The organism is Serratia sp. 506_PEND (assembly GCF_001076875.1).
Classification (GTDB): Bacteria; Pseudomonadota; Gammaproteobacteria; order Enterobacterales; family Enterobacteriaceae; genus Serratia; species Serratia marcescens.
Genome location: NZ_JVEL01000279.1, coordinates 1 through 25,510, shown reverse-complemented (window position 1 = coordinate 25,510; position 25,510 = coordinate 1). Strand labels below are relative to the sequence as shown.

At 60.5% G+C, this 25,510-nt stretch carries 25 protein-coding genes and 1 tRNA gene; 21 read left to right on the top strand and 5 right to left on the bottom strand.

The window, feature by feature from the left end:
• Window positions 1-65: 65 nt before the first annotated feature.
• The 7 genes from ADK28_RS07440 to rbsK are packed head-to-tail and all read left to right on the top strand — an operon-like array spanning window position 66 to window position 7,138.
• Entirely contained in the window at window positions 66-1,049 is a 984-nt protein-coding gene (locus tag ADK28_RS07440) for a substrate-binding domain-containing protein (RefSeq protein WP_025304134.1), read from the top strand.
• A 2-nt stretch (window positions 1,050-1,051) separates the two neighbouring features.
• Window positions 1,052-2,569 (top strand): sugar ABC transporter ATP-binding protein, encoded by a 1,518-nt coding sequence (locus ADK28_RS07435; RefSeq protein WP_028127692.1) that lies wholly within the window; start codon window positions 1,052-1,054, stop codon window positions 2,567-2,569.
• Entirely contained in the window at window positions 2,562-3,548 is a 987-nt protein-coding gene (locus ADK28_RS07430; RefSeq protein WP_033639461.1) for an ABC transporter permease, read from the top strand. The genes ADK28_RS07435 and ADK28_RS07430 overlap by 8 nt, the downstream gene beginning before the upstream one ends.
• A 10-nt stretch (window positions 3,549-3,558) precedes the next feature.
• Window positions 3,559-4,593 carry an ABC transporter permease gene (locus ADK28_RS07425; protein WP_016929985.1) on the top strand — a complete coding sequence of 345 codons (1,035 nt, stop codon included), beginning with the start codon at window positions 3,559-3,561 and terminating at the stop codon, window positions 4,591-4,593.
• Window positions 4,594-4,624: 31 nt separating this feature from the next.
• Window positions 4,625-5,296 carry a D-allulose 6-phosphate 3-epimerase gene (alsE, locus tag ADK28_RS07420; RefSeq protein ID WP_033639463.1) on the top strand — a complete coding sequence of 224 codons (672 nt, stop codon included), beginning with the start codon at window positions 4,625-4,627 and terminating at the stop codon, window positions 5,294-5,296.
• Between the two features lie 10 nt (window positions 5,297-5,306).
• Complete coding sequence (gene alsK, locus ADK28_RS07415) at window positions 5,307-6,215, top strand: allose kinase (RefSeq protein WP_048795301.1); 909 nt, start codon at window positions 5,307-5,309, stop codon at window positions 6,213-6,215.
• Complete coding sequence (gene rbsK / locus ADK28_RS07410; RefSeq protein ID WP_033639466.1) at window positions 6,212-7,138, top strand: ribokinase; 927 nt, start codon at window positions 6,212-6,214, stop codon at window positions 7,136-7,138. Before alsK ends, rbsK begins: the two co-directional genes overlap by 4 nt.
• A 40-nt stretch (window positions 7,139-7,178) precedes the next feature.
• Here rbsK and ADK28_RS07405 read toward each other — a convergent pair whose 3' ends face one another.
• Window positions 7,179-7,787, bottom strand: coding sequence for an HD domain-containing protein (locus ADK28_RS07405; protein WP_028127691.1), 609 nt, complete (start codon window positions 7,785-7,787; stop codon window positions 7,179-7,181).
• 183 nt (window positions 7,788-7,970) lie between these two features.
• Between ADK28_RS07405 and trhA the strand changes: the two genes are divergently transcribed.
• Both trhA and ADK28_RS07395 read left to right on the top strand, forming a co-directional pair.
• The gene (gene trhA, locus ADK28_RS07400) at window positions 7,971-8,645 is read left to right on the top strand and encodes a PAQR family membrane homeostasis protein TrhA (RefSeq protein WP_033639467.1); all 675 of its coding nucleotides are present in this window, start codon (window positions 7,971-7,973) and stop codon (window positions 8,643-8,645) included.
• A gap of 150 nt (window positions 8,646-8,795) precedes the next feature.
• Window positions 8,796-9,293: a DUF2165 family protein gene (locus ADK28_RS07395; RefSeq protein ID WP_033639468.1), complete on the top strand. Its 498-nt coding sequence runs from the start codon at window positions 8,796-8,798 to the stop codon at window positions 9,291-9,293.
• 38 nt (window positions 9,294-9,331) lie between these two features.
• Here ADK28_RS07395 and ygfZ read toward each other — a convergent pair whose 3' ends face one another.
• Window positions 9,332-10,324 carry a tRNA-modifying protein YgfZ gene (ygfZ, locus tag ADK28_RS07390; protein ID WP_048795300.1) on the bottom strand — a complete coding sequence of 331 codons (993 nt, stop codon included), beginning with the start codon at window positions 10,322-10,324 and terminating at the stop codon, window positions 9,332-9,334.
• A 320-nt stretch (window positions 10,325-10,644) separates the two neighbouring features.
• Here ygfZ and sdhE point away from each other — a divergent pair, with 320 nt between their 5' ends.
• The 5 genes from sdhE (at window position 10,645) to creD (ending at window position 14,872) form a co-directional block, all read left to right on the top strand.
• Entirely contained in the window at window positions 10,645-10,911 is a 267-nt protein-coding gene (gene sdhE / locus ADK28_RS07385; RefSeq protein ID WP_004931679.1) for an FAD assembly factor SdhE, read from the top strand.
• The gene (locus ADK28_RS07380; protein ID WP_016929976.1) at window positions 10,892-11,314 is read left to right on the top strand and encodes a protein YgfX; all 423 of its coding nucleotides are present in this window, start codon (window positions 10,892-10,894) and stop codon (window positions 11,312-11,314) included. Before sdhE ends, ADK28_RS07380 begins: the two co-directional genes overlap by 20 nt.
• Entirely contained in the window at window positions 11,314-12,012 is a 699-nt protein-coding gene (gene creB / locus ADK28_RS07375) for a two-component system response regulator CreB (RefSeq protein WP_048795299.1), read from the top strand. Before ADK28_RS07380 ends, creB begins: the two co-directional genes overlap by 1 nt.
• Window positions 12,009-13,427 (top strand): two-component system sensor histidine kinase CreC, encoded by a 1,419-nt coding sequence (creC, locus tag ADK28_RS07370; protein ID WP_048795298.1) that lies wholly within the window; start codon window positions 12,009-12,011, stop codon window positions 13,425-13,427. The genes creB and creC overlap by 4 nt, the downstream gene beginning before the upstream one ends.
• Window positions 13,428-13,507: 80 nt before the next feature.
• A complete protein-coding gene (gene creD, locus ADK28_RS07365; protein ID WP_033639476.1) occupies window positions 13,508-14,872 on the top strand; it encodes a cell envelope integrity protein CreD in 1,365 nt (454 codons plus the stop codon).
• Between the two features lie 37 nt (window positions 14,873-14,909).
• Here the strand turns inward: creD and fldB are convergent, their stop codons facing one another.
• Window positions 14,910-15,428, bottom strand: coding sequence for a flavodoxin FldB (gene fldB, locus ADK28_RS07360; protein ID WP_033639477.1), 519 nt, complete (start codon window positions 15,426-15,428; stop codon window positions 14,910-14,912).
• Window positions 15,429-15,534: 106 nt separating this feature from the next.
• Between fldB and xerD the strand changes: the two genes are divergently transcribed.
• From xerD to ADK28_RS07330, 6 genes are all read left to right on the top strand, one after another.
• A complete protein-coding gene (gene xerD / locus ADK28_RS07355) occupies window positions 15,535-16,434 on the top strand; it encodes a site-specific tyrosine recombinase XerD (RefSeq protein ID WP_048795302.1) in 900 nt (299 codons plus the stop codon).
• Window positions 16,435-16,460: 26 nt separating this feature from the next.
• The gene (gene dsbC, locus ADK28_RS07350) at window positions 16,461-17,177 is read left to right on the top strand and encodes a bifunctional protein-disulfide isomerase/oxidoreductase DsbC (RefSeq protein ID WP_048795297.1); all 717 of its coding nucleotides are present in this window, start codon (window positions 16,461-16,463) and stop codon (window positions 17,175-17,177) included.
• Between the two features lie 6 nt (window positions 17,178-17,183).
• Window positions 17,184-18,917, top strand: a complete 1,734-nt coding sequence (gene recJ / locus ADK28_RS07345; protein WP_033639478.1) for a single-stranded-DNA-specific exonuclease RecJ — start codon at window positions 17,184-17,186, stop codon at window positions 18,915-18,917.
• 166 nt (window positions 18,918-19,083) lie between these two features.
• Window positions 19,084-20,182, top strand: a protein-coding gene (gene prfB / locus ADK28_RS07340; protein WP_096242572.1) for a peptide chain release factor 2 whose coding sequence is annotated in 2 segments (ribosomal slippage) — window positions 19,084-19,158 and window positions 19,160-20,182 — 1,098 coding nt in all. Because the reading frame shifts where the segments join, the coding sequence is not laid out codon by codon here.
• A 9-nt stretch (window positions 20,183-20,191) separates the two neighbouring features.
• Window positions 20,192-21,709: a lysine--tRNA ligase gene (lysS, locus tag ADK28_RS07335; protein WP_004931697.1), complete on the top strand. Its 1,518-nt coding sequence runs from the start codon at window positions 20,192-20,194 to the stop codon at window positions 21,707-21,709.
• Window positions 21,710-21,856: 147 nt separating this feature from the next.
• A tRNA-Gly gene (locus ADK28_RS07330) sits at window positions 21,857-21,930 on the top strand.
• 201 nt (window positions 21,931-22,131) lie between these two features.
• Here the strand turns inward: ADK28_RS07330 and ADK28_RS07325 are convergent.
• Window positions 22,132-23,442: an MFS transporter gene (locus ADK28_RS07325; protein ID WP_048795296.1), complete on the bottom strand. Its 1,311-nt coding sequence runs from the start codon at window positions 23,440-23,442 to the stop codon at window positions 22,132-22,134.
• Between the two features lie 84 nt (window positions 23,443-23,526).
• Window positions 23,527-24,477, bottom strand: coding sequence for a 2-hydroxyacid dehydrogenase (locus ADK28_RS07320; RefSeq protein WP_048795295.1), 951 nt, complete (start codon window positions 24,475-24,477; stop codon window positions 23,527-23,529).
• A 571-nt stretch (window positions 24,478-25,048) separates the two neighbouring features.
• Between ADK28_RS07320 and ADK28_RS07315 the strand changes: the two genes are divergently transcribed.
• The coding region (locus tag ADK28_RS07315; RefSeq protein ID WP_048795294.1) for a YhcH/YjgK/YiaL family protein at window positions 25,049-25,510 on the top strand (462 nt) is incomplete at its 3' end.

The following is a 25,510-nucleotide window of genomic DNA, read 5'->3' as shown; positions in this document are numbered from 1 at the left end:
AAAGGGCGGCGCGATAACAACAACGAAAACCCTTTATTACAGCCAACACTTGTGGAGAGAGAACAATGAAAAAATCCGTACTGGTCGGTCTGTTTGCCTCGCTGCTGCTGTCGGTCTCCGCGCAGGCGGCGGACAAGCTGAAAATGGGCGTGGTGGTGAAGATCGGCGGCATTCCCTGGTTCAACGCCATGGAGGCCGGCATCAAAAGCGAGAGCGCCAAACGCGGCATCGACGCCTGGATGGTCGGGCCGACGGCGGCGGATCCGGCGCTGCAGGTGCGCGCCATCGAGGATCTGATCGCGCAGAAGGTGGACATCATCGGCGTGGTGCCGAACGACGCCCGGGTGCTGGAGCCGGTGCTCAAGCGCGCGCAGGAAGCGGGCATCAAGGTGATCGTGCACGAATCCCCCGGCCAGAAGTACGCCGACTGGGATTTTGAGCTGGTGGACGCCTCGCAGCACGGGGTCAACCACATGAAAGCGCTGGCCGCCTGCATGAAAGAGCAGGGCAAGTACGCGGTATACGTCGGCAGCCTGACGGTGCCGCTGCACATCACCTGGTCGGACTCGGCCATCAACTACCAGAAGCAGCACTACCCGAACATGCAGCTGGTGGGCGACAAGTTCGGCGTGGGGGAATCGCTGGATGACAGCGTGCGCACCACCAACGATCTGATGGCCAAGTATCCCGATCTGAAAGGCGTGCTGGCGTTCGGTTCGCAGGGGCCGATCGGCGCCGGGCGTGCGGTGCTCAACCGCGGCAAAAGCAACGATATCTGCGTCATCGGGCCGTTCAGCCCGGGGCAGGGCGCTTCGCTGGTCAATCGCGGCGCCATCAAGGGCGGTTATATCTGGAATCCGATGGTGGCGGGCGAAGTGTTCGTGCGCATCGCCGACATGATGCACAAGGGCGAAAAAATCACCGATGGCATGACCATCGAAGGCATGGGCAAGGTACAGGTGGATGCGCAGCAGCACACCATTCTCGGCAACGCCACCGAAAGCCTGGATAAGCAAAACTTGCCGAAGCTGGTGAAGATGGGGCTGTAATCATGGCGATTTCCGGCAATACGGCAATGCAGGGCGCGCCGCTTATCGAACTGCAACAGCTGTCGATGACCTTTGGCGGGCAGCGCGCGCTGAACGATATTTCATTGGCGCTGATGCCGGGGGAGGTGCACTGCCTGGCCGGCACCAATGGCTGCGGCAAGAGCACGCTGATCAAGGCGATCGCCGGCGTGTATCAACCGGATGATGGCAGCCGCATTACCCTTGATGGGCAAACCTTCGGCCGGCTGTCGCCGGATCAGGCGCGCGCCTTCGGCATTCAGGTGATCTATCAGGATCTGTCGCTGTTTCCCAACCTGACGGTGGCGGAAAACATCGCCTTTGAGCACAACCTGCGCGGGCTGTTGGGGTGGCACCGCCCGGCCAGGCTGCGGCGCGCCGCCGAGCGCCTGCTGCAGGCGCTGAGTTTTAATCTGGATCTCGACAAACGGGTGGCGGAGCTGCCGATCGCCCAGCGCCAGCAGGTGGCGATCTGCCGCGCGCTGGTGGCGGAAGCGCGGCTGGTGATCATGGATGAACCGACCGCCTCGCTGACCCGCACCGAAGTCAACCAGCTGCTGCGTACGGTGGACTATCTGAAAGCGCAGGGCATCTGCGTGGTGTTCGTCAGCCACCGGCTGGACGAAGTGCTGGAGATCTCGGATCGCGTCACGGTGATCCGCGACGGTAACAAAGTCGGCACCTGGCCGGCGGCGGAGATCACCGGCGATCGTCTGACCGAGCTGATGACCGGCTTGAAGCTGGATTATCGCCTGAAGTCACCGAGCATGAATAAGGATCGGGTGATGCTGGAGGCGGATCGCCTAAGCCGCGCCGGGCAGTATCAGGATGTGAGCTTCCGGCTGCATCAGGGGGAGGTGCTCGGGCTGTGCGGGTTGCTCGGCTCCGGGCGCACCGAGCTGGCGCTGAGCCTGTTCGGCATGACCCGGCCGGACAGCGGCAAGCTTTATCTCGACAGCAAACCGGTGCGCTTTCGCGGCCATGAGGACGCGATCAAGGCCGGCATCGGCTACGTCTCGGAGGATCGCCTGACGCTGGGGCTGGTGCAGCAACAGTCGGTGGCGGATAACGCGGTGCTGACCATTCTCGATAAGCTGCGCGGGCGCTTTCGCCTGATCGACGACTACCGCAAGAATCGCATCGTCGCGGAGTGGATCGCCAAACTCGGCGTGCGGGTGGCGGATCCGGATCAGGCGGTTTCGACGCTGTCCGGCGGCAATCAGCAAAAGATCGTGCTGGCCAAGTGGGTGCTGACCCAGCCGCGGATCCTGATCCTCGATTCGCCGACCGTCGGCGTCGACGTCGGCGCCAAGGCCAGCATCTACCAACTGATCCATCTGCTGGCGCAGGAGGGGATCGCCATTTTGCTGATCTCCGACGAGGTGCCGGAGGTGTATTACAACTGCGATCGGGTGCTGCACTTCAGCGGCGGCAGCGTGATCGGCGAATACCTGCCGGGGCAGGTGAGCCAGCAACAGCTGGCGGAGGCGGTCAATGCGTAGATTCAGTTTGAAACCGCGCGGCAACGAAGGCTATCTGGCCTGGGTACTGCTGCTGACGGTCATCGTCTTTTCACTGCTTAGCGATCGGTTTTTGACGGTGCAAAACCTGCTCGATCTCAGCGAAAGCTACGCGGTGAGCGGCATATTCGCCCTCGGCCTGTTTGTGGTGCTGGTGACCGGCGGCATCGATATCTCCTTCGCCGCGGTCGCCTCGGTGGTGCAGTACCTGATCGCCACGCTGGCGACGCACTACGGCCTGGCCAGCCCGGCGGGCAGCATTTTGCTGGCGTTGGCGTTCGGCGCCGCGCTCGGCATGGTCAACGCGCTGCTGATCTACTGCCTGCGTATCGTCTCGATCATTGTCACCATCAGCATGCAGGCGTTTTTGTTCGGCATGCTGATGTGGTTGACCAACGGCCGCAGCCTGTACGCATTGCCGGACTGGTGGACGTTGCCACGCAGCGTGCTGCCGTTCCAACTGGGTGAACAGAGCTATCAGCTCGGTTTGCCGACGCTGGTGATGCTGGCGGTGGCGCTGTTGACCTGGCTGCTGCTGAACAAAACGCACCTCGGGCGCCAGCTGTTTGCCGTGGGCGGTGATGCGGAGTCGGCGCGGCGCATCGGCATCCGCGTCGGTCTGCTGCATCTGTTCGCCTATGGCTATCTGGGCGCGATGGCGGCGATCGGCGGCCTGGTGCAGGTGTATCGCATGGGGGAAGTGGTGCCCAACGCGCTGGTGGGCGGGGAGCTCGACGTGCTGGCGGCGGCGGTGCTGGGCGGCGCCAGCCTGAACGGCGGCAAGGGCAGCGTGGTCGGCACGCTGATGGGCGTCTTCCTGATCGGCGTGCTGAAAAACGGCCTCAACCTGATCGGCGTGTCCAGCTACTTCATGAACGTGGTGATCGGTCTGGTGATCGTCGCGGCGATCACCGTCACTCACTACAAGAAACGCAAAGAAACCGACGTCGGTTTCGCCTGAGGAGCGCCTGATGGGCAACAACCTGAAATTTCGTCCAGACGGGGTCGCCGTCGGTCTGCTGGCATTGCTGCTGGCGGTGGTGCTGGCCTTTAGCCTGCTGATGCCGGGGCGCTTCTTAAGCGGCGCCACCTTCACCAGCGTGGCCTTCCAGCTGCCGGAGCTGGGCCTGCTGACGTTGGCGATGTTCATTCCGATCCTCAGCGGCGGCCTGAACCTGTGCATTATCGCCAGCGCCAACCTGACCAGCCTGCTGATGGCCTGGCTGTTCATCAGCTACCTGCCGGCGGATGCCGGGCTGGGTTTGCAGGCGCTGTGGCTGGCGTTGGCGCTGGCGGCGGCGATGCTGTTGGCCGGGCTTATCGGCGCGGCGACCGGCGCATTGGTTGCCTACGTCGGCGCGCATCCGATTCTGGTGACGCTGGCCACCATGACCACGGTCAACGGCATCGGCATCTACCTGACGCGCGGCGCGGCCCTGAGCGGCATGCCGGAGATCGTGCGGTTTATCGGCGCAGAGCGCGTGCTGGGCGTGCCGGTACCGCTGTGGATCTTCCTGGCGGTCGCCGCCTTGCTGGCGCTGTTCTTGCAGAAAACCCGGCTCGGCAAATGCATCTACATGAGCGGCAGCAACATCAACGCCACCCACTTCAGCGGCGTGAATACCCATCGGGTGCTGATCGCCATTTACACCCTCTCCAGCCTGCTGTGCGTCATTGCCGGGCTGGTGATGATGGCGCGCTTCAACTCGGCGCGCATGGGCTACGGCGACTCCTACCTGCTGCTCACGGTGCTGGCGATCATTCTGGGCGGCACCGATCCGTTCGGCGGTTTTGGCCGGGTCAGCGGCGTGGTGCTGGCGCTGATCGTGCTGCAGGTGATCGCGACCGGTTTGAACCTGATGAACGTCAGCCCGCATTTCAGTCTGGCGATGTGGGGCGCGGTGCTGATCGCGGTGCTGGCGATGAAGTTTTTCCGGCATCGCTATCGGCAGCGGCGGGCGATGCGCCGCAGCGCGGCCCAGGCCAGAACCGCGGCGGGCCACTGATCCCTTTTCCCTTTTGCGCAGGATAACGCTAATGAAATACCAGATTTCACCTTCACTGATGTGCATGAACCTGATGGATATCCGCCAGCAATTGGCGGTGCTGAATCGCCGCGCCGATATGCTGCATATCGACATCATGGACGGGCACTACGTTAAAAACATCACGCTGTCGCCGTTCTTTATCGAACAGATCCGCCCGCACACCTCGTTGTTGCTGGATGTGCATTTGATGGTGGAGAACCCGACCGATTTCATCGACCCGATCGCCCGCGCCGGGGCGGATTTTATCTGCCCGCACGCCGAAACCATCAACCGCGACGCGTTTCGGGTGATCAATCAAATCCGCGCGCTGGGCAAAAAAGTGGGGGTGGTGCTGAACCCGGCCACGCCGGTGGAGTTTATTCGCCACTACCTTCACCTGCTGGACAAGGTCACCGTCATGACCGTCGATCCGGGCTATGCCGGGCAGCCGTTCATTCCCGAAATGCTGGAAAAGATCCGCCAGTTGCGCGATCTGAAACGCCAGCAAAATCTGCGTTATCTGATCGAGATCGACGGATCCTGCAATCAGCGGACCTACCGCGATCTGATGGGCGCCGGCGCGGAGGTGTTGATCGTCGGCAGCTCCGGGTTGTTCAACCTCGATCCGGATCTGGAGACGGCATGGGAAAAAATGCTGGATCAAATGCGGCAGGCGGCCTGAGGCGGGGGACATGATGCGGCATTTTCTTGGCGTTGACGTCGGCGGCACCAATACCCGCCTGTTGTTGATGAATGATGACGGCGAGTTCAGCGGGTACCGCAAGATAGCGACCGCCGACTGGGCGCAGCAGGCCGATCCGCTGGCGGCGTTGGGCCGCCTGATCGCCGGGCATAGCCAGGATCGTCAGGTGGCGCAGGTGATGCTGGGGTTGCCGGGGATCCTCAGCCGCGATCGCTCGCGGGTGCTGTCACTGCCGTTTATCCCGGCGCTGGACGCCCAGCCGGTGGCGGCGCTGTTGGCCGATTTGCTGGCGCTGCCGGTGCGAATGGACAAGGACGTCAACCATCTGCTGTGGTGGGATTTGCAGCAGTTGCCGGCGTTGCCGCAGGTGGCGGTGGGGCTGTATCTGGGCACCGGCATGGGCAACAGCCTGTGGCTTAACGGCGACTTTTACCACGGGGCGCACGGCGCCGCCGGCGAGTTGGGGCACATTCCCTGGCCGGGCCATCTGGGCGAGTGCCCGTGCGGCAAACGGGGCTGCGTCGAGAGTTTGACCTCCGGCCATTGGCTGACCGGCTGGGCGCGCGCCAACGCGGCGCAAACGCCGTTCGACCGGCTGTTCGAGCGCCATAGCGATCATCCGGATTTGCAGCGTTTCGTCGAACGATTGGCGCAGACCATCGCCATCGAAATGAATGTGATCGACCCCCAACGGCTGATCCTGGGCGGCGGCGTGATCGCCATGCGCGGTTTTCCGTTGGCGCGGCTGGAGCAAGAGATCCGCCGTCATCTGCGCGGGCCGCAGCCGGCACAGGGGCTGGCGATCTCCATCAGCCGCCTGACCGATGAAACCGGCAGCAAAGGCGCCTGTCTGGCCGCACGGCGCCACTTCCAATTAAGCAGGGAGTACCAGCAATGAAAGGCAAAGTTTGCGTGTTCGGTTCGTTTAACCTGGATATCGTCGCCGGCATGGCGCGGTTTCCGCAGCCCGGCGAATCGCTGATCGCCCGTAACAGCATGATGGGCGCGGGCGGCAAGGGCGCCAACCAGGCCACCGCCGCCCTGCGCGCCGGGGCGCGGGTACATTATATCGGCAAGGTGGGGCGCGACGACTTCGGCACCTTCGCCCGGCGCCATCTCGCCGCGGCCGGTTTCGATGCGGTGACGCTGTTCTCGACCGGCGATTGCCCCACCGGCAATGCGCTTATCTACGTTGCCGGCGAGGATGCGGAGAACATGATCGCCGTCGATCCCGGCGCCAACCTGACGGTCAGCGAGGACGAGGTGCGCCAGTGCCGCCCGGCGATCGCCGCGGCGGATATTCTGTTGACCCAACTGGAGAACAACCTGCCGGCGATCGAACAAGTGATCGCCATCGCCCGCGAGGCGCGGACGTTCATCATTCTCAACCCGGCGCCGTTTCAGCCGGTGCCGGACAGCCTGTTGGCGCAGGTCGATCTGCTGACGCCCAACGCCACCGAGTGCACGTTGCTGACCGGCGTGCCGGTGCGCGATGTGGCTTCGGCGCGCCAGGCTGCGCAGGTGCTGCACGCCAAGGGCATTCGTTTGCTGATCGTGACCTTGGGCACGCAGGGGGCGTTGTTCTCGGATGGGGAACACAGTGAGCTGATCCCGGCGTTTCCGGCACAGCCGAAAGACACCACCGGCGCGGGGGATGCGTTTAACGGCGCCCTGGCGGCGCAGCTGGCGAATCAGGTGCCGTTAGCCGATGCGGTGCGCTTCGCCGCCGCCTACGCGGCGGTCTGCGTGGAACGCGCCGGGGCGGCGGGGTCGATGCCGAGCTATGAGGAAGCGTTGGAACGCCAGCAGGCGTTCGCGTGACGAAGACGGGCTGCGGCCAAGAAGCGGCAGCCCGGTTCCCTTACTTCAACCAGCCTTTGCGCTGCGCGTCCCGCAGATGTTGCTCCATATGGTGCCACAGCTCGGGGTGTACGTCGGCGATCGACGCATTGCGCGCCAGCACCTGCTCCAGGCTGATGCCGTTTTCCACCCAGCTCTGGCCTTCGTTGTGCAGATTCATCAGCATCGGCATGGTGCGATCCAGCAGCAAGGCGAAGCGCGCATCGGCGCTTTCGCCGTCTTCATATTCCTGCCATAAAGCGGTGAAATACTCGCGCTGAGCCTCCGGCAACATGCCGAACAGACGGCGCGCCGCCGCCACTTCCTGATCGTGGATCGCCGCGCGGGCCGCCAGATCGTAGACCAGCACGTCGCCGGCGTCGATTTCCACGATGTCATGCAGCAGCGCCATCTGGATCACGCGCTGAATGTCTACGTCATCACCGGCGTACGGGGCCAGGCTCATGGCGGCGATGGCGAAGTGCCAGCTGTGTTCGGCGGAGTTTTCCTGGCGCTGGGTGCCCAGCACCTTGGTGCGGCGTTGTACGCCTTTCAACTTATCGATTTCCATCAGGAACTGGATGGTCTGGGTCATTGAACCGAAATCTAACGCGGGTACAGCGGATGACATGGTGTAAACCTCAAGGTGGGTGGGTTGAAGCCTGACGATTGTAGACCACCGGGCGGGGGATTTCGATGGTTACACGCGTTCACATTTTTATTTTAGCGTACACGTGTACACTGGAATTATTCTCAGTTAAGCTGCTTTGCGTTAATTTCGCACAAAGCAGGGCATTTTGAGGGGTTGCGCGTTATGGGGAAAACGGACGTAGTGAAAGCCGGGAGCAATAAGATTGTCGCCGCGGCTTATCCGTGGGCGGAAGAGATCGCCAACAGCATCAGCCACGGCATCGGGCTGGTGTTCGGCATCGTCGGCCTGGTATTGCTGTTGGTGCAGGCGGTGAATACCGGCGCCGATGCGACGGCTATTACCAGTTACAGCCTGTACGGCGGCAGCATGATTCTGCTGTTTCTCGCTTCCACGCTGTACCATGCGATCCCGCATCAGAAGGCCAAGCATTGGCTGAAAAAATTTGACCACTGTGCCATTTATCTCCTGATTGCCGGCACTTATACCCCGTTTTTACTCGTGGGGCTGGATTCGCCGCTGGCGAAGGGCCTGATGGCGGTAATCTGGGGATTGGCGCTGCTCGGCGTGCTGTTCAAACTGGCCTTCGCCCACCGTTTTGAAGCCCTGTCGCTGGTGACCTACCTGACTATGGGCTGGCTGTCGTTGATCGTTATTTATCAGCTGGTTACGCGGCTTGAGGCCGGCGGCGTCACGCTGCTGGCGATCGGCGGGGTGGTCTATACCCTGGGCGTGATTTTCTACGCCTCCAAGCGCATTCGCTTTGGCCACGCCATCTGGCACGCCTTCGTGCTCGGCGGCAGCGCCTGCCACTTCATGGCGATCTACCTGTACGTCTAAGCGCTGCCGCTACATCTGAATGCGTATTGAACAGGCGCCTCTTTTGTTTTAAAAAAGAGGCGCTTGCTTCTTTCGGGTATCCAGCAAGCCCGTTCCTTCATTTCTGAGCCCGCATACCGTTTCTTTAACCTCTGTTCAGGACTCACCAAGATGATCGTTCGCTTATCCAAAGCGCTGCTGGTCTGCGCTATCGCCTTGTTCGCTTCGCTGGTGGCCTTCGGTAATCTCACCGACTACGGCTCCAACTTCGCCTTCGTGCGCCACGTCTTTATGATGGACACTATATTCCCCGACGCCACCATCGGCTACCGCTCGATACAGACGCCGTGGCTGCATCACGCCGGTTATATTTTCATCATTGCGCTGGAGAGCCTGACCGCGCTGCTGTGCTGGATTGGCGGCCTGCGCCTGCTGGGCGGCCTGAAACTGCCCGCCAAAGCTTTCAACGGCCGAAAAAAATGGGCGGTAGCGGGGCTGACGCTGGGCTTCCTTACCTGGCAAGTCGGTTTTATGTCGATTGGGGGCGAGTGGTTCGGCATGTGGATGTCGCCGCAATGGAACGGCGTGCCGAGCGCGTTTCGCTTCTTTGTCACCATCATTCTGGTGCTGATTTATCTGGTGCAGCGCGACGGGGAATTGGACGAGTAACGAAGATGGCCGCAGGCAGGGGGCCTGCGGCCGACGGATTATTTCTCTTCGGCCAGCGAGTAGGGCAACGGTTTGATCGACAGCTGGCTGGCGGCATCATCGCGCACCCGCAGCTTGCTGTCGGCATCCAGATCGTTGTTCATCACCACCTGTACCCACAGCGTGCCGTCGGCCAACTGACTCGACGCCAGTACGGTGCCGGTGCGGCGCCAGTTTTCCCCCAGCTGCAGCTCCAGATCCTCCGCCGCCTGCGGGGCGCGGGCCGCTTTACCTTCCAGCCAGTAGAGCGCCCGCTTGTTGGCGCCGCGGAATTTGGCGCGCGCCACCATCTCCTGACCGGTATAGCAACCCTTGCTGAAGCTGATGCCTTCCAGCGCCTGCAGGTTGGTGGCCTGCGGGATCAGCTGCGCGCTGTTGGCGGCGTCGATAACCGGATAACCGGCTTCGATCTCCAGCGCCAGCCATTGGCTGCTGTCATTCAGTTCCGCCTGGTCATGCAATTTGCCGATCAGCTGTTCGGCTACGGCGGGGCGGGTCACCAGCAGAAAACGTTCCGCCGGCGCAGCGAAGTGCAGAATCGTGGTCTCGCCGTCCTGCACCACCGGGTGCCCGGCGTCCGGCAATGTGGCGAACAGGCCCGTCAGCGCGGCGCGCGCCTGGAAACCGGCGACGCCCAGCAATACCGCGTCATTATCGGCGGCGATAGTGACTTTGGAGAACACCGCGTATTTTTTGATTTCCGCCAGTTGGCTGTCCAGCACGCTGCGGCGTTCCAGATAGGCGAAGCCTTCGCCTCGGTGGAACAGACGCAGGTTGCTCCACATTTTGCCCTTGGCGTCGCAGTGGGCGCACAGCACGTGTTGATCGGCCGCCAGCGCGTCGATGTCCGCCGTCACCTGGCCCTGGAGATATTTCACCGTGTCCGGCCCGTTCAGCGTCACCAGCGCCCAATCTTCCAGCGAGATCAGCGTCAGGGGAAGATGGGTGGAAGCGGAGGGCTGACGGGGTGGGAATGGAATGTTATGCGCCATAGTAAGTTCCTGCTCAACGTTTAGCTTACCTGAAGGGTATTGAGCCCATGGTAAAAGAGGCGGCGGGCTTTGCAAACTGTTATTCGCGCCGTGGCGCCGGGGTGCGCTTTTTTTGGCATTTTGCGCTTTATTGCGTTTTCCGCAGCAAAGCGCCTTCCCGGCGTGTATGTCAAATTGTTACTCTATAGGCTTGCGGCCAGGGCACCCTTGCAGACAGATCCCCGGCTGATGGAATTATATTGCGACGGCGTTGCCATACAGTGTGTCATTTGAACCCTGCGCTGGCGCTGCCGCGCTGAAAAGAGGTGAGTCATAACAACATGGATATTAACAACAAAGCACGTATTCACTGGGCTTGCCGCCGTGGCATGCGCGAGCTGGACATCTCCATCATGCCGTTCTTCGAATACGAATACGACAGCCTGAATGACGCGGACAAGGCGCTGTTTATCCGCCTGCTGGAGTGTGACGATCCCGATTTGTTCAACTGGCTGATGAATCATGGCGCGCCGCAGGACGGCGAGCTGCAGAGAATGGTGACCCTGATCCAAACGCGAAATAAAGACCGTGGCCCAGTGGCGATGTGATATCCGCATTTCCTGGCGCACCCAGCTGTTTTCACTGTTGACCCACGGCGTTCTGATCCTGCTGATCCTGATTTCGCCCTGGCCGGAGGGCTTTGGCCCGCTCTGGCTGGTGCTGCTGACGCTGGTGGTGTTTCAGTGCATTCGCAGCCAGAAGCGCATCGCCGCGGTGCAGGGTGAGCTGCGGCTGCTGGCGGACAGGCGTTTCAGCTGGCACGGCCGCGAGTGGCGGCTGGCGAAAAAACCGTGGATGCCGGGTTACGGCATGCTGTTGACGCTGCAGCCGATGGAGGGCAAAAAGCGCCGCCGGCTGTGGCTGGCTTCCGACTGCATGAGCAAAGAGGAGTGGCGCCACCTGCGGCAGCTGTTGCTGCATCCGCCGGCGGGTAACGGCGAGGAACCCTGATGAAACCCGTACTCTGGTTGGTGGAGGATGAACCCAGCATTGCCGATACGCTGGTTTACACGCTGGAGAGCGAAGGCTTCGAAGTCCGCTGGTTCGAACGCGCGGAGCCGGCGTTGCAGGCGCTGGCGCAAGAAGGCGCGCCAGCGCTCGCTATCCTCGATGTCGGTTTGCCGGATATCAACGGCTTTGAATTGTGTCGCCGCCTGCTGGCTCAGGCGGCCGACCTGCCGATTCTGTTTCTTACCGCCCGCAGTGATGAAGTGGATCGCCTGATCGGGCTGGAGATCGGCGCCGACGACTATGTCGCCAAGCCGTTCTCCCCTCGCGAGGTCAGCGCCCGGGTGCGCACCATTTTGCGCCGCCTGCATAAGCAGCAGCGCCTGCAACAGAACGCGCGCTACCATTTCGGCGCTTTCGCCCTCGACGAAGACGCGGCCACCATCTCCTACCATCAGCGGCCGCTGCCGCTGACCCGTTACGAATACCTGCTGCTGAAGACGCTGTTGTTGGCGCCTGGACGGGTGTTCTCGCGGCAGCAACTGATGGAAAGCGTTTGGGCGCAGGCGGAAGAAAGCCTGGATCGCACCGTCGATACCCACATCAAAACCCTGCGCGCCAAGCTGCGTGCGGTGGATCCCGCTGAGCCGCCGATCCACACCCACCGCGGATTGGGCTACAGCGTGAGCCGCCAGCCATGAAAATTGGCCTGCGCCTGCTGCTGGGATATTTTCTGATCGTGGCGGTGGCCGGGTACTTCGTGCTGAGCATTTTCGTCCAGGAAGTGAAGCCCGGCGTGCGGCGCGCTACCGAAGGCACGCTGGTGGACACCGCCAACCTGTTGGCGCAGATCGCCCGTCAGGACATGCAGCGCGGCGATGCGGCGCATGGCCAACTGGCGCAGGCGTTTACGCAGCTGAACCAGCGGCCGATTGGCGCCAATATCTCCGGCATCCGCAAGGATCGCAGTGAATATCACGTCTATCTTACCGATGCGCGAGGCAAGGTCATCTTCGATTCCGCCGGCCGCGCGCAGGGGCAGGACTATTCGCGCTGGAATGACGTTTATCGGACGCTGCGCGGCCAGTACGGCGCCCGCAGCACCCGTAGCGATCCAGAAGATGAAAACAGTTCGGTGATGTATGTGGCCGCGCCGGTGATAGAACAAGGGCGCATTATCGGCGTGCTTACCGTGGGCAAACCCAACAGCACCATGGCGCCGGTGATCAAACGCAGCGAACGGCGCATTCTGTGGGCCGGCGCATTGCTGCTGGGAATTGCGCTGCTGATCGGGGCGGCGTTCGTCTGGTGGATCAACCGTTCCATAGGCCGTCTGGTGCGTTATGCCGACGGGGTGGCGCAGGGAGAAAACGCGCCGTTGCCCAAAGTGGGCGGCCGGGAATTGACGCAGCTGGCGCAGGCGTTGGAGAGCATGCGTCTGAAGCTGGAAGGCAAAGCTTATATCGAACAGTATGCACATACCCTGACGCATGAGCTGAAAAGCCCGCTGGCGGCGATCCGGGGGGCGGCGGAACTGTTGCAGGAGCTGCCACCGCCGGAGACCGCCCGGCGTTTTCTCACCAATATCGAGCAGCAAAGCGCACGCATCCAGCAACTGGTGGATAAACTGCTGGTGCAGGCGCGGCTGGAGAGCCGGCCAGAAATGGAGACCGCGCCCATCGCGATCGCGGCGCTGATCGGCCAGACGATGGCGGGCAAAGAGGCGCAGGCGACGCAGCGCGGCGTCAGATTGCAACTGGAGGCGTTGGCGGAGGTGACGCTGAACGGCGATGCGTTGCTGATCAGCCAGGCGCTGACCAACCTGCTGGACAACGCGATCGACTTTACCCCGCCGGGCGGTTGCGTCAGCGTGCGAGGCGAACGGCGAGAACAGCATTACTGCATCAGCGTCTGTGACGACGGCAGCGGCATTCCGGACTATGCGCTCGATAAAGTGTTCGAGCGTTTTTATTCGCTGCCGCGCGCCGAACGGCCTAAAAGCAGCGGGCTGGGCCTGAACTTCGTGCAGGAGGTCGCCCGTCTGCATCATGGCGGCATTCGCCTGCGCAACCGCCGGCCGCACGGGGTGGAAGCGACTTTCATGTTATCGCTGTGACTTCACCTTCCCTTCACATAACCACATTCTGATTTCACCTGCGGGTTTTATCGTGGCCTCATTACCTACGAGGAGCGAGCATGATGAAATCGGTACTTTTCTGGAAAATAACCACGTTGCTGGGATTGATGGTGGTGATGTTGATCCCCATCGCCCAACTGATGAGCGTGATCGACGAACGCAGCGGCTATCGGCAAAGCGTGGTCGGGCAGGTGAGCGAAAGCACCAGCGGGGCGCAGCGCGTGCTCGGCCCGTTGATTGTCATTCCCTATGTCGAACGCGAAGAGAAGAAAGACGAGAAAGGGCAAACGGTGGTGCAGCGGGTGCAGCATTACCGCTATTTGCTGCCGGAGTCGCTTCAGGTGCAGGGCGCGCCGAATGTGGAAGTGCGCAAGCTGGGCATCTATCAGACGCAGGTTTACCAGGGGCCGCTGAACTTCAAGGTGCGTTTCGGCCAGCCGGAGCTGACGGATTTGCAGCGCGCCAACGTGACCGTCGGCCAACCGTTCCTGCTGGTGGCGCTGAGCGACTCGCGCGGCATCAAGCGCATTTCCCCGCTGGCAACACCGCAGCCGGTTGCGTTTGAGCCGGGCACCGGCGTGGGTTCGTTGCGCCAGGGGATCCACGCACCGCTGACGCTTGCGGCGCTGCAACAAAAAGAGGGGCTGAACGCCGACTTCACCCTGACGCTGGCGGGCACCAGCAGCCTGTCGCTGGTGCCGTTGGGGCGCAGCAGCGAGCTGCAACTGCAAAGCAACTGGCCACACCCGAATTTTCTCGGCAACTTCCTGCCGGACGAACGCAAGGTGACGGATCAAGGGTTTAGCGCTCGCTGGCGCAGCACCTGGTTCGCCAACAACATCAACAGTGCGTTCCATTACGACGATGGCATTATCGACGAGGATAAACTGCCGGCCTTCAGCGCCAGCCTGGTCGAACCGGTCGATCACTATCAGCTGACCGAGCGCGCGGTCAAATATGCGCTGCTGTTTATCGGGCTGACGTTTATGGCGTTTTTCCTGTTCGAAACCCTGACCGGGCTGCGGGTGCACCCGATTCAGTACCTGCTGGTCGGCGCGGCGCTGGTGCTGTTCTACCTGATTCTGCTGGCCTTCTCCGAACACCTGGGATTCGCTCTCGCTTACCTGGCGGCCGGCATCGCCTGCAGCGGACTGATCGGCTTCTATCTGAGCGCCGTGCTGCGCGGCAAGCTGCGCGGTGCGCTGTTCGCCGCGAGCCTATTACTATTGTACGGCGTGCTCTATTTGCTGCTGCAGTCGGAGGACAATGCGTTGGTGCTGGGGGCGGGGCTGCTGTTCGCCATTCTGGCGGGCATTATGCTGTTGACGCGGAAGCTGGACTGGTATCAGGTGGCCGATCCGGCGCGTTTGACCAAGGAAACGCCGGCCGGGGAAGACGAGCCACGCTTCCGGCTGTGGAAATAAGTGAGGGAAATCGGGCGCGTTACGCGCCCGATAGCGGCTACAGCAGCGGCTCCATCTCCAACAGGATCTGTTCGCACCATTGCTGCAGGCGCTCTTCGCTCAGATCGTATTGGTTGACCTCATCGAGCGCCAGGCCGACGAAGTGTTTGCCGTCGGCGCTCAGCGGTTTGGGGCTGGTGAACTCGAAGCCCTCAGTTGGCCAGAAGCCGATGAACTGTACGCCCAGCGGCGCGATGTGATCGTACAGCATGCCCAGCGCGTCTAGGAACCACTCACCGTAGCCGAGCTGATCGCCCATGCCGTACATGGCGACGATCTTGCCTTTCAGATCCAGCGCCGCCAGCTGCGGCCAGATCGCTTCCCAGTCTTCCTGCAGTTCGCCGAAATCCCAGGTCGGGATGCCGAGGATCAGAATGGAATAGTCCTCCATCAGCTTGGGCGAGACGTCTTTCAGGTTGTGCAGGTCGACCAGGTCTTCACCCAGAATCTCACGGATTTTTTCTGCCGCCATTTCGGTGTAGCAGGTGCTGGAGCCGTAAAACAGACCAATCTTCATGTGTAAACCGTTACGTTGCTGTTTAGAGAATTGCAGCGAGTATACCTGATTTGCTCCGGCTTAAGGCATAATGGCGCGGGTGGAAATGCAACAAAGAGAGGACCGCGTGCAACAGCAAGACAATGCGCTGATTGAACAATTCCTGGATGCGCTGTGGCTTGAGCGCAATCTGGCGGAAAATACGCTGGCCTCCTATCGGCTGGATTTGCAGGCACTGGGCGCCTGGCTTGGCCAGCAGAAGACCGATTTGCTGCAGGCGCAGGCGTTGGATCTGCAGGCGTTTCTCGCCGAGCGGGTGGATGGCGGTTACAAGGCCACCAGCTCCGCGCGTTTGTTGAGCGCCATGAGGCGCCTGTTTCAATATCTGTACCGCGAAAAGCTGCGCGCCGACGATCCCACCGCGCAACTGGCGTCTCCCAAGTTGCCGCAGCGTTTGCCGAAGGATCTGAGCGAGGCGCAGGTCGATGCGCTGTTGCAGGCGCCCTGCGTCGATCAACCGCTGGAGCTGCGCGACAAGGCGATGCTCGAAGTGTTGTACGCCACCGGGCTGCGGGTTTCCGAGCTGGTGGGGTTGAGCATCAGCGACGTCAGCCTGCGCCAGGGCGTGGTGCGGGTGATCGGCAAGGGCAACAAGGAGCGGCTGGTGCCGCTGGGCGAAGAGGCGGTCTACTGGATCGAAAATTATCTGGAGCACGGCCGCCCATGGCTGGTCAACGGCCAGACGCTGGATGTGCTGTTCCCCAGCACCCGCTGCCAGCAAATGACCCGACAGACGTTCTGGCATCGCATCAAACACTATGCCATCCTTGCGGGCATCGACAGCGAGCGTCTGTCGCCGCACGTGTTGCGGCACGCGTTCGCTACCCATTTGCTGAACCATGGGGCCGATCTCCGTGTCGTACAGATGTTGTTAGGGCACAGCGATCTCTCGACCACGCAAATTTATACACATGTAGCGACCGAACGACTGAAACAGCTACATCAACAGCATCACCCGCGCGCCTGAGCGGCGGGTTCGAAAGGATTGGAACAATGAAAAAAGGTTTAATGCTGCTCTCTCTGCTGGTGGCTTCGGTGGCCGGCACCGCCCATGCCGATGACGCGGCGATCAAAAAAGCGCTCGCCAGCCTGGGTATCCAGCAGGCGGACGTGCAGCCTTCGCCGGTCAACGGCCTGAAAACCGTGCTGACCGACAGCGGCGTGCTGTACGCCTCCGAAGACGGCAAGCATATCCTGCAGGGCCCGCTGTTCGACGTCAGCGGCAAAGAGCCGGTCAACGTGACCAACCAACTGCTGAGCAGCAAAATGGACGCGCTGAAAGATCAGATGATCGTTTACAAAGCGCCGAAAGAGAAACACGTGATCACCGTGTTCACCGATATCACCTGCGGTTACTGCCACAAACTGCATCAGCAGATGAAAGAGTACAACGATCTGGGCATTACCGTGCGTTATCTGGCATTCCCGCGCCAGGGGCTGGCTTCCCAGGCTGAAAAAGACATGCAGTCGATCTGGTGCACCGCCGACAAGGCCAAGGCGTTTGACGCCGCCATGAAAGGCGACGCCGTTTCTCCGGCGACCTGCAAAACCGACATCAGCAAGCATTACGAGCTGGGCGTGCAGTTCGGCATTCAGGGCACGCCGGCCATCATTCTGGAAAACGGCATGATGATCCCGGGCTATCAGGGGCCGAAAGAGATGGCCGCCATGCTGGATGCGCACCAGGCCGCCACCAAAGCCGGTGGTTAATCGCCGGTGAGTATCAAAACGCAACTACGCCGCCGCCCGGCGGCGGACGACACGCATCTGCCCGCCAGTTTGCCGCCGCTGCTGCGTCGGCTTTACGCCCTGCGCGGCGTGCAGGCTGAGCAAGAGCTGGAACGCGGCGTCAAAGGCATGCTGCCCTGGCAACAGCTGGACGGCATCGACGACGCCGTCAGCCTGCTGCAACAGGCGCTGGCCGACGGCCGCCGCATCATGGTGGTGGGCGATTTCGACGCCGACGGTGCCACCAGCACCGCACTGACGGTGTTGGCGCTGCGCAGCATGGGCGGCGCAGCCGTCGATTATCTGGTGCCTAACCGTTTCGAAGACGGTTATGGCCTGAGCCCCGAAGTGGTGGAGCAGGCGGCGGCGCGCGGCGCAGAACTCATTGTCACCGTCGATAACGGCATCTCCTCCCACGCCGGCGTCGACGTGGCGCACGCCAAGGGCATGCAGGTGCTGGTGACCGATCACCACCTGCCGGGCGAGACCCTGCCGGCGGCCGAAGCGATCGTTAACCCCAACCTGCGCGGCTGCGCCTTCCCGTCCAAATCGCTGGCGGGGGTAGGCGTCGCGTTCTACCTGATGCTGGCGCTGCGCGCCCGCCTGCGGGACAGCGGCTGGTTCGAGCAGCGCGCGCTGGCGATGCCCAATCTGGCGGAGCTGCTGGACCTGGTGGCGCTCGGCACCGTGGCCGACGTGGTGCCGCTGGACGCCAACAACCGCATTCTGGTGTATCAGGGATTAAACCGCATCCGCGCCGGCAAATGCCGACCGGGCATCCGCGCGCTGCTTGAGGTGGCCAACCGCGACGCCCGTCAACTGGCGGCCAACGATCTCGGTTTTGCGCTCGGGCCGCGGCTCAACGCCGCCGGCCGGCTGGACGACATGTCGATCGGCGTGGCGCTGCTGCTGAGCGACGACATCGCGCAGGCGCGCATGCTGGCCAACGATCTCGATGCGCTGAACCAGACGCGACGCGAGATAGAGCAGGGCATGCAGGTGGAAGCCCTGCAGCTGTGCGATCAGCTGGAGCGCACCAGCACCGAGCTGCCTTACGGATTGGCGATGTATCACCCGGAATGGCACCAGGGCGTGGTGGGCATCCTCGCTTCGCGCATCAAAGAGCGTTTCCACCGCCCGGTGATCGCGTTCGCGCCGGCGGGTGACGGCATCCTGAAAGGCTCCGGCCGTTCGGTGCCCGGCCTGCACATGCGCGACGCGCTGGAGCGGCTGGATATGCTGAACCCCGGGCTGATGATGAAGTTCGGCGGCCACGCGATGGCGGCCGGGCTGTCGCTGGAAGAAGCCAAATTCGACGAGTTCCGCCAGCGTTTCGGCGAGCTGGTGGGCGAATGGCTCGATCCGGCGATGCTGGAAGGGGTGATCTGGTCCGACGGCGAACTGGCGATGCAGGAGCTGTCGCTGACCACGGCGGAGCTGCTGCGCGAGGGCGGCCCGTGGGGCCAGGCGTTCCCGGAACCGACCTTCGACGGCAAGTTCCGCATCCTGCAGCAGCGGCTGGTGGGCGAGAAACACCTGAAGCTGATGGTGGAGCCGCTCGGCGGCGGCCCGTTGCTCGACGGTATCGCGTTCAACGTGGATACCACGCTGTGGCCGGACAGCAGCGTGCGCGAAGTGGAACTGGCCTACAAGCTCGACGTCAACGAGTTTCGCGGCAACCGCAACGTGCAGCTGCTGATCCAGCATCTTTGGCCGCGCTGAGGCGAAATTGAACACAATTCGGGGATTGGGCTCTCCAATCCCCGGCATCCTTCCCGATCGCCACAAAAACTGACCAACTCGCTATAAACTGCCGCCCGGATCCGTTAGAATTAGCGGTTCCAATGGCATTCCGCCATCGACGACATCAACGTAAAAGAACGAAACCATGTTTGAAATTAACCCGGTAAAAAACCGAATTCAGGACCTGTCCGAGCGGACTGCGGTTCTTAGGGGGTATCTTTGACTATGATGCCAAGAAGGAACGCCTAGAAGAAGTCAACGCCGAGCTGGAGCAGCCGGACGTTTGGAACGAGCCGGAGCGCGCGCAGGCGCTCGGCAAAGAGCGCGCCGCGCTGGAAGCCATCGTTGAAACCATCGATCAGCTGGAGCAGGGCGGCGAAGACGTCGGCGGGCTGCTGGAACTGGCGGTGGAAGCCGACGACGAAGAGACCTTCAACGAAGCGGTCGCCGAGCTGGATCAACTGATGAGCAAGCTGGATCAGTTGGAATTCCGCCGCATGTTCTCCGGCGAATACGACAGCGCCGACTGCTACCTGGATATCCAGGCCGGTTCCGGCGGTACTGAAGCGCAGGACTGGGCCAGCATGCTGCTGCGCATGTACCTGCGCTGGGCCGAAGCCAAGGGCTTCAAGACCGAAGTGATCGAAGAGTCCGACGGCGACGTCGCGGGCCTGAAATCGGCCACCATCAAGATCATCGGCGACTACGCGTTCGGCTGGTTGCGCACTGAAACCGGCGTGCATCGCCTGGTGCGCAAGAGCCCGTTCGACTCCGGCGGCCGCCGCCACACCTCGTTCAGCTCGGTGTTCATCTACCCGGAAGTGGACGACGATATCGATATCGAAATCAACCCGGCGGATCTGCGTATCGACGTGTACCGCGCCTCCGGTGCGGGCGGTCAGCACGTCAACAAAACCGAATCCGCCGTACGTATTACTCACCTGCCAACCAACATCGTGGTGCAGTGCCAGAACGATCGTTCTCAGCATAAGAACAAGGATCAAGCGTTTAAACAGCTGCGAGCCAAGCTGTACGAGTTTGAGATGCAAAAGAAAAATGCTGATAAGCAGACGATGGAAGACAACAAGTCCGACATCGGCTGGGGCAGCCAAATCCGTTCTTACGTGCTGGATGACTCCCGCATCAAGGATTTGCGCACCAACGTCGAAACGCGTAACACGCAGGCCGTACTGGATGGCGACCTGGATAAATTCATTGAGGCAAGTTTGAAAGCCGGGTTATGAGGAATAGAAATGTCTGAACAACAAGTACAGGGCGCCGATCAGGCGCTGGATCTCAATAACGAACTGCAGTCCCGCCGCGAGAAACTGGCCGGCCTGCGTGAGAACGGCATTGCGTTCCCGAACGACTTCCGTCGCGATTCCACCTCCGACAAACTGCACGCTGCATACGGCGATAAAGACAACGAAGAGCTGGAAGCGCTGGGCGTAGAAGTGACCGTCGCCGGCCGCATGATGACCCGCCGCATTATGGGCAAGGCATCCTTCGTCACGCTGCAGGACGTGGGCGGCCGCATTCAGCTGTACGTCGCGCGCGACGATCTGGCTGAAGGCGTGTACAACGAGCAGTTCAAGAAGTGGGACCTGGGCGATATCCTCGGCGCGCGCGGCAAGCTGTTCAAAACCAAGACCGGCGAACTGTCGATCCACTGCACCGAACTGCGTCTGCTGACCAAAGCGCTGCGTCCGCTGCCGGATAAATTCCACGGCCTGGCGGATCAGGAAACCCGTTACCGCCAGCGTTACCTGGATCTGATCGCCAACGAAGAATCGCGCAACACTTTCAAAGTGCGTTCGCAGGTGATGTCGGCTATCCGCAACTTCATGGTGGAACGCGGCTTCATGGAAGTCGAAACCCCGATGATGCAGGTGATCCCGGGTGGCGCGTCCGCGCGCCCATTCATCACTCACCACAATGCGCTGGATATCGACATGTACCTGCGCATCGCGCCGGAACTGTATCTGAAGCGTCTGGTGGTCGGCGGCTTCGAGCGCGTGTTCGAAATCAACCGCAACTTCCGCAACGAAGGCGTTTCTCCGCGTCATAACCCAGAGTTCACCATGATGGAACTCTACATGGCTTACGCGGATTACAAAGACCTGATCGAGCTGACCGAGACCCTGTTCCGCACCCTGACCGAGAAAGTGCTGGGCACCTCTCAGGTGCAGTACGGCGATGAAGTGTTCGACTTCGGCAAGCCGTTCGAGAAGCTGACCATGACCGAGGCGATCAAGAAATACCGTCCGGAAACCGATCTGGCTGACCTGGCCGACATGGGCAAAGCGGTGGCCATCGCTGAATCCATCGGCATCAAGGTTGAGAAGAGCTGGGGTCTGGGCCGCGTCGTGACCGAGATCTTCGAAGAAGTGGCGGAAAGCCATCTGATTCAGCCGACCTTTATCACCGAATACCCGGCTGAAGTGTCGCCGCTGGCGCGCCGCAACGACGTGAACCCGGAAATCACCGACCGCTTCGAGTTCTTCATCGGCGGCCGTGAAATCGGCAACGGCTTCTCCGAGCTGAACGACGCCGAAGACCAGGCGCAGCGCTTCGCCGATCAGGTGAACGCCAAAGACGCCGGCGACGACGAAGCGATGTTCTACGACGAAGACTACGTCACCGCGCTGGAGCACGGCCTGCCGCCGACCGCCGGTCTGGGCATCGGCATCGACCGCATGGTGATGCTGTTCACCAACAGCCACACCATCCGCGACGTGATTCTGTTCCCGGCGATGCGCCCACAGAAATAATTCCGTTTAGCGTGAAACAACCGGTGCAGGCAACTGCGCCGGTTTTTTTTCGCCCACTGAACTTAACCGCTTAAAACATCGGCAGTTACGCGCCATCTCCGCTTGCCCGCTGCCGATAACCGGTTATAATGCCTGTCGCACACCGATGCGGGTGTAGTTCAATGGTAGAACGGCAGCTTCCCAAGCTGCATACGAGGGTTCGATTCCCTTCACCCGCTCCAAAATCTCCCTATGCATCACCCCATTGAGTTATAACCGTTTTCAGAAAAGCTGATTCTCAACGATGCATCACCGTTTGGTGCGGGTTGACGTGTGAGTCGCTCAAGCCATTGGCCTGGCATTTAACCGCGATAACACAACGCGCCGCCCAATCCTGACGCGGGTGTGAGCCGCCGTCGCTGCCCACACCGCGTTATTGCCGCTCAACTCCATTTCTGTTTGGCCCCGGATGGCAGGCGGTTATCCGTTTCTTCGCAGGTGCGATCGCATTCTTTCGGCAGCAGGAAGGTGATACTTCCCGCCAGCAGCAGCGATGCCGCCAGCGCGCAAACCGCGACGTTCTGTCCGTACAGATAAATCATGACGCCGACCAGATAGGGGCCGCAAAACCCACCGAGGTTGCCCAGCCCGTTGATCACCCCGCGAGCGCTGCCCGCCACTTCTGCCGCCGCAATGCGTCCGGGAATTGACCAGAAGGGGCTGGTCGCCGCTTTAAGGAAGAAGCCGCACACCACCAACGCGATATAGGCGGCCACCACGTGCTCATGCAGGATCACCGAGGCTATCAGCGCCGCCGCAAAACAGTACAGGGAGATCCTGACCCACAAACGGCGTTTACCGCTGCGATCGCTGAACATCGAAATCACATAAATTCCCGCCAGAGTGGCAACAAACGGCAGGATCGCCAATACCCCAACATTGGCCATGCTGCCACCGGTCAGGTTTTTCAAGATGGTGGGTAGCCACAACGTATACCCATAGTCCCCGGTCTGGTAAAAGAAATTCAGCACGACCAGACGCATCAATCCCTTGTTGCGGAACACCGCTTTTAGCGGCGCTTTGGCCGCCGGCGCCATCCTTTCTCGCGCTTTGCGCTCCCGGGCCAGCTCGGTCAATAAATAGTCGCGTTCCTTCGCCGGCAGCCAACGCGCTTCTTCCGGGCGGTCACTGATCACCAGCCACCAAATGGTCAACACCACGATCGACAACAAGCCTTCGATAATGAACAGCCAGCGCCAGTCGAGGGCGGCAATAATCGCGCCGGAAACCGGGGCGGTCAGCATCCCTCCTAGTGGGGCAAACATCATGACAAAGGCATTGGCCCGGCCCAGTTCTTTTTCCGGGAACCAATTGCTGACCATGGTCAGCACGACGGGCAACATTCCCCCTTCGGAGATCCCGAGAATAAAACGCAGCACGAGCAGTTGATATTCATGGGTGACGAACCCGGTGGCGATAGAGACAACCGCCCAGGCCACGAGCGACCAGGCGATAAAACGTTTCCCGCTACCGTAAACCGCAAGTCGTCCGCCAGGGATTTGCAGAAATAAATAACCAATAAAAAAGATACCGCTGGCCACGCCAGCCATCTGGCTGGTAATGCCTAAATCCTGTTCCATGCCGCCCGGCAGAGCAAAGCTGATATTAACGCGATCCATAAATGAAATAATGCAGGTGATAAGGATCGGCGCGATAACCCGCAGCCAGCGAGTTCCTGGTATTTTATCGGTCATAATAGCGTCTCGATGATATCCGCCATTCACAAAGGATATTGTGTCGGCGGATAAAATGATCATTCGTAACTCAAACGATCATTTTTATTTAATTAACCCAGGAATATCCTGATGTGAAAAATAACCTGCCAGATTATCCAAAACGGATTGGCTCATTCCCTGACGAGTTTCTACGGTAGCGCTGGCCACATGGGGTTGAAGCAGAACATTCTCGAGCGCAAAGAACGCTGTCGGGACATGGGGTTCGTTTTCAAAGACGTCCAGAGCGGCCCCGGCGATAACATGATTTTGTAACGCCTTTATCAGCGCCGCCTCATCGACCAGGCTGCCGCGGGCGATATTGATAAGCCAGGCGCGTTCGGGCATGGCGTTAAATACGCTGGCATCAACAATCCCGCGGTTTTCCGCACTGCCGGATGCCGCGATCACCAGGAAATCACTCTGTGCTGCGAGCGTGTGCAGATCGGCGCACCACTGGTAATCCAGGCCGTCTTTGCGCTGGCGGTCAGTATACAGGATGGTCATATCGAAGCCTTTCGCCCGGCGGGCGATGGCTTGGCCAATATTCCCCATGCCGAAAATACCGATGCGTTTACCGCTCACTTTGGTCGCCAGCGGTGGCGGCGTCGTTTCCCAGCGGCCTTCGCGTACAAATCGGTCCCCTTGGCAGAGGCGGCGGCTGGCGGACAGCATTAGCCCCAGAGCCAGATCTGCCACATCATCGGTCAGCACGCCGGCGGTGATCCCGACGCTGATATGGCGTTCCCGGGTGTAGTTGAGATCGATAGCGTCAGTTCCCACGCCAAAGACGGCAATCATGCCCACCTGCGGCAGCTGTTCCAGCGTCTCCCGGGTTACCCCCACATCACCACGGGTGACCACCGCCTGAACGTCTGCGCCATGGCGAACCAGGAAGGCTGGAATATCTGATTGTTCATAGAGACGGAATACCCGGTAACGGGCGTCCAACGCGGCCTGTAAAGCATCCATCACCGGCGCGATAAGCAAAATGGTAGGTTGAGTGTCAGTGTGCATCGTTGCGATCCTGTCTGAAAAATAGGGGATACCCTGTATCAGACGTTTTTTTACCGCTTATTTTTGCGATCTGCATCACGCCAAAGAGTGTTAAAAAAGCATGTTACTGCTGGCGTGATCTCGTGTGCAATTTCATGGCTTCTGTCAGTGACTATCGGGGCAAATAACCCATTATGCCCGTAGGAGGAGAATGCGAAATCGATCGGTTTTGGCGAGAGCGGTGAATAACCAGTGATTTTCTGCCGTGGATCACAGGATAAGTAACGTTGTTTCGTAACACTTAATTAAGTGACTTTTGTCACAGTTTTAAGCGGCTAAAAACCGTGAGATAGGCCATGACTTATTTCACCATGCCGAATAGCCTTTCAGGTGGAGTTTACTCACAGTGGAGATAGGTTGTAAATATTAGAAACAAAGCGGTTTGCTTTGTTGCTTATTCATAGTGGCGCCCGTAGAGCGAACTAATAGCGATTCTACCGTAATTACGCCGAGATTGCGTGTTGCCATAAAACTACCCAGCCATTGTTTTTATCAGTGAAATACCGAACCGATATCTACCAGAGAAAGTATTATGATAATTGATGCCTTAACCACTGCCGTAAATAATAGATTCTATCCGGCAGCCATTCGAAAAATGCTGGCCAGCATTATTGAAAGTGAGCCGTACAATTTACCTGTCGGCCACTATCAGGTGCAGGGTAAACAGATGTTCTTTAACGTCGTTGAAGGGGAAACCAAACTATTGGCCGACCAGAAGCCGGAGTTTCATCGCCAGTATCTGGATATCCATCTTGTCCTGGAAGGGAGAGAAGTGATTGGCGCCGGGGTTCTGGGGCTGCCTTTGCCCCTGAGTGAGCCATTTAACGAGGCGCACGACCTTGGGTTTAGCCCGGCGATCCCCGGTGAGACTCTCATCCACCTGCAACCCGGTGAACTTGCCGTTATCTTTCCGGGGGAGCTGCATCGCCCGATGAGTACCTGCACAACACCGGCAGCTCTGCGTAAAATTGTGGCGAAAATCGACGGCGCCCTG

Excerpts from the sequence above, each read along its gene's own strand:
- ADK28_RS07440 (WP_025304134.1), top strand. The coding sequence starts at position 66 with ATGAAAAAATCCGTACTGGTCGGTCTGTTTGCCTCGCTGCTGCTGTCG.
- ADK28_RS07435 (WP_028127692.1), top strand. The coding sequence starts at position 1,052 with ATGGCGATTTCCGGCAATACGGCAATGCAGGGCGCGCCGCTTATCGAA.
- ADK28_RS07430 (WP_033639461.1), top strand. The coding sequence starts at position 2,562 with ATGCGTAGATTCAGTTTGAAACCGCGCGGCAACGAAGGCTATCTGGCC.
- ADK28_RS07425 (WP_016929985.1), top strand. The coding sequence starts at position 3,559 with ATGGGCAACAACCTGAAATTTCGTCCAGACGGGGTCGCCGTCGGTCTG.
- alsE (WP_033639463.1), top strand. The coding sequence starts at position 4,625 with ATGAAATACCAGATTTCACCTTCACTGATGTGCATGAACCTGATGGAT.
- alsK (WP_048795301.1), top strand. The coding sequence starts at position 5,307 with ATGATGCGGCATTTTCTTGGCGTTGACGTCGGCGGCACCAATACCCGC.
- rbsK (WP_033639466.1), top strand. The coding sequence starts at position 6,212 with ATGAAAGGCAAAGTTTGCGTGTTCGGTTCGTTTAACCTGGATATCGTC.
- ADK28_RS07405 (WP_028127691.1), bottom strand. The coding sequence starts at position 7,787 with ATGTCATCCGCTGTACCCGCGTTAGATTTCGGTTCAATGACCCAGACC.
- trhA (WP_033639467.1), top strand. The coding sequence starts at position 7,971 with ATGGGGAAAACGGACGTAGTGAAAGCCGGGAGCAATAAGATTGTCGCC.
- ADK28_RS07395 (WP_033639468.1), top strand. The coding sequence starts at position 8,796 with ATGATCGTTCGCTTATCCAAAGCGCTGCTGGTCTGCGCTATCGCCTTG.
- ygfZ (WP_048795300.1), bottom strand. The coding sequence starts at position 10,324 with ATGGCGCATAACATTCCATTCCCACCCCGTCAGCCCTCCGCTTCCACC.
- sdhE (WP_004931679.1), top strand. The coding sequence starts at position 10,645 with ATGGATATTAACAACAAAGCACGTATTCACTGGGCTTGCCGCCGTGGC.
- creB (WP_048795299.1), top strand. The coding sequence starts at position 11,314 with ATGAAACCCGTACTCTGGTTGGTGGAGGATGAACCCAGCATTGCCGAT.
- creC (WP_048795298.1), top strand. The coding sequence starts at position 12,009 with ATGAAAATTGGCCTGCGCCTGCTGCTGGGATATTTTCTGATCGTGGCG.
- creD (WP_033639476.1), top strand. The coding sequence starts at position 13,508 with ATGATGAAATCGGTACTTTTCTGGAAAATAACCACGTTGCTGGGATTG.
- fldB (WP_033639477.1), bottom strand. The coding sequence starts at position 15,428 with ATGAAGATTGGTCTGTTTTACGGCTCCAGCACCTGCTACACCGAAATG.
- dsbC (WP_048795297.1), top strand. The coding sequence starts at position 16,461 with ATGAAAAAAGGTTTAATGCTGCTCTCTCTGCTGGTGGCTTCGGTGGCC.
- lysS (WP_004931697.1), top strand. The coding sequence starts at position 20,192 with ATGTCTGAACAACAAGTACAGGGCGCCGATCAGGCGCTGGATCTCAAT.
- ADK28_RS07325 (WP_048795296.1), bottom strand. The coding sequence starts at position 23,442 with ATGACCGATAAAATACCAGGAACTCGCTGGCTGCGGGTTATCGCGCCG.
- ADK28_RS07320 (WP_048795295.1), bottom strand. The coding sequence starts at position 24,477 with ATGCACACTGACACTCAACCTACCATTTTGCTTATCGCGCCGGTGATG.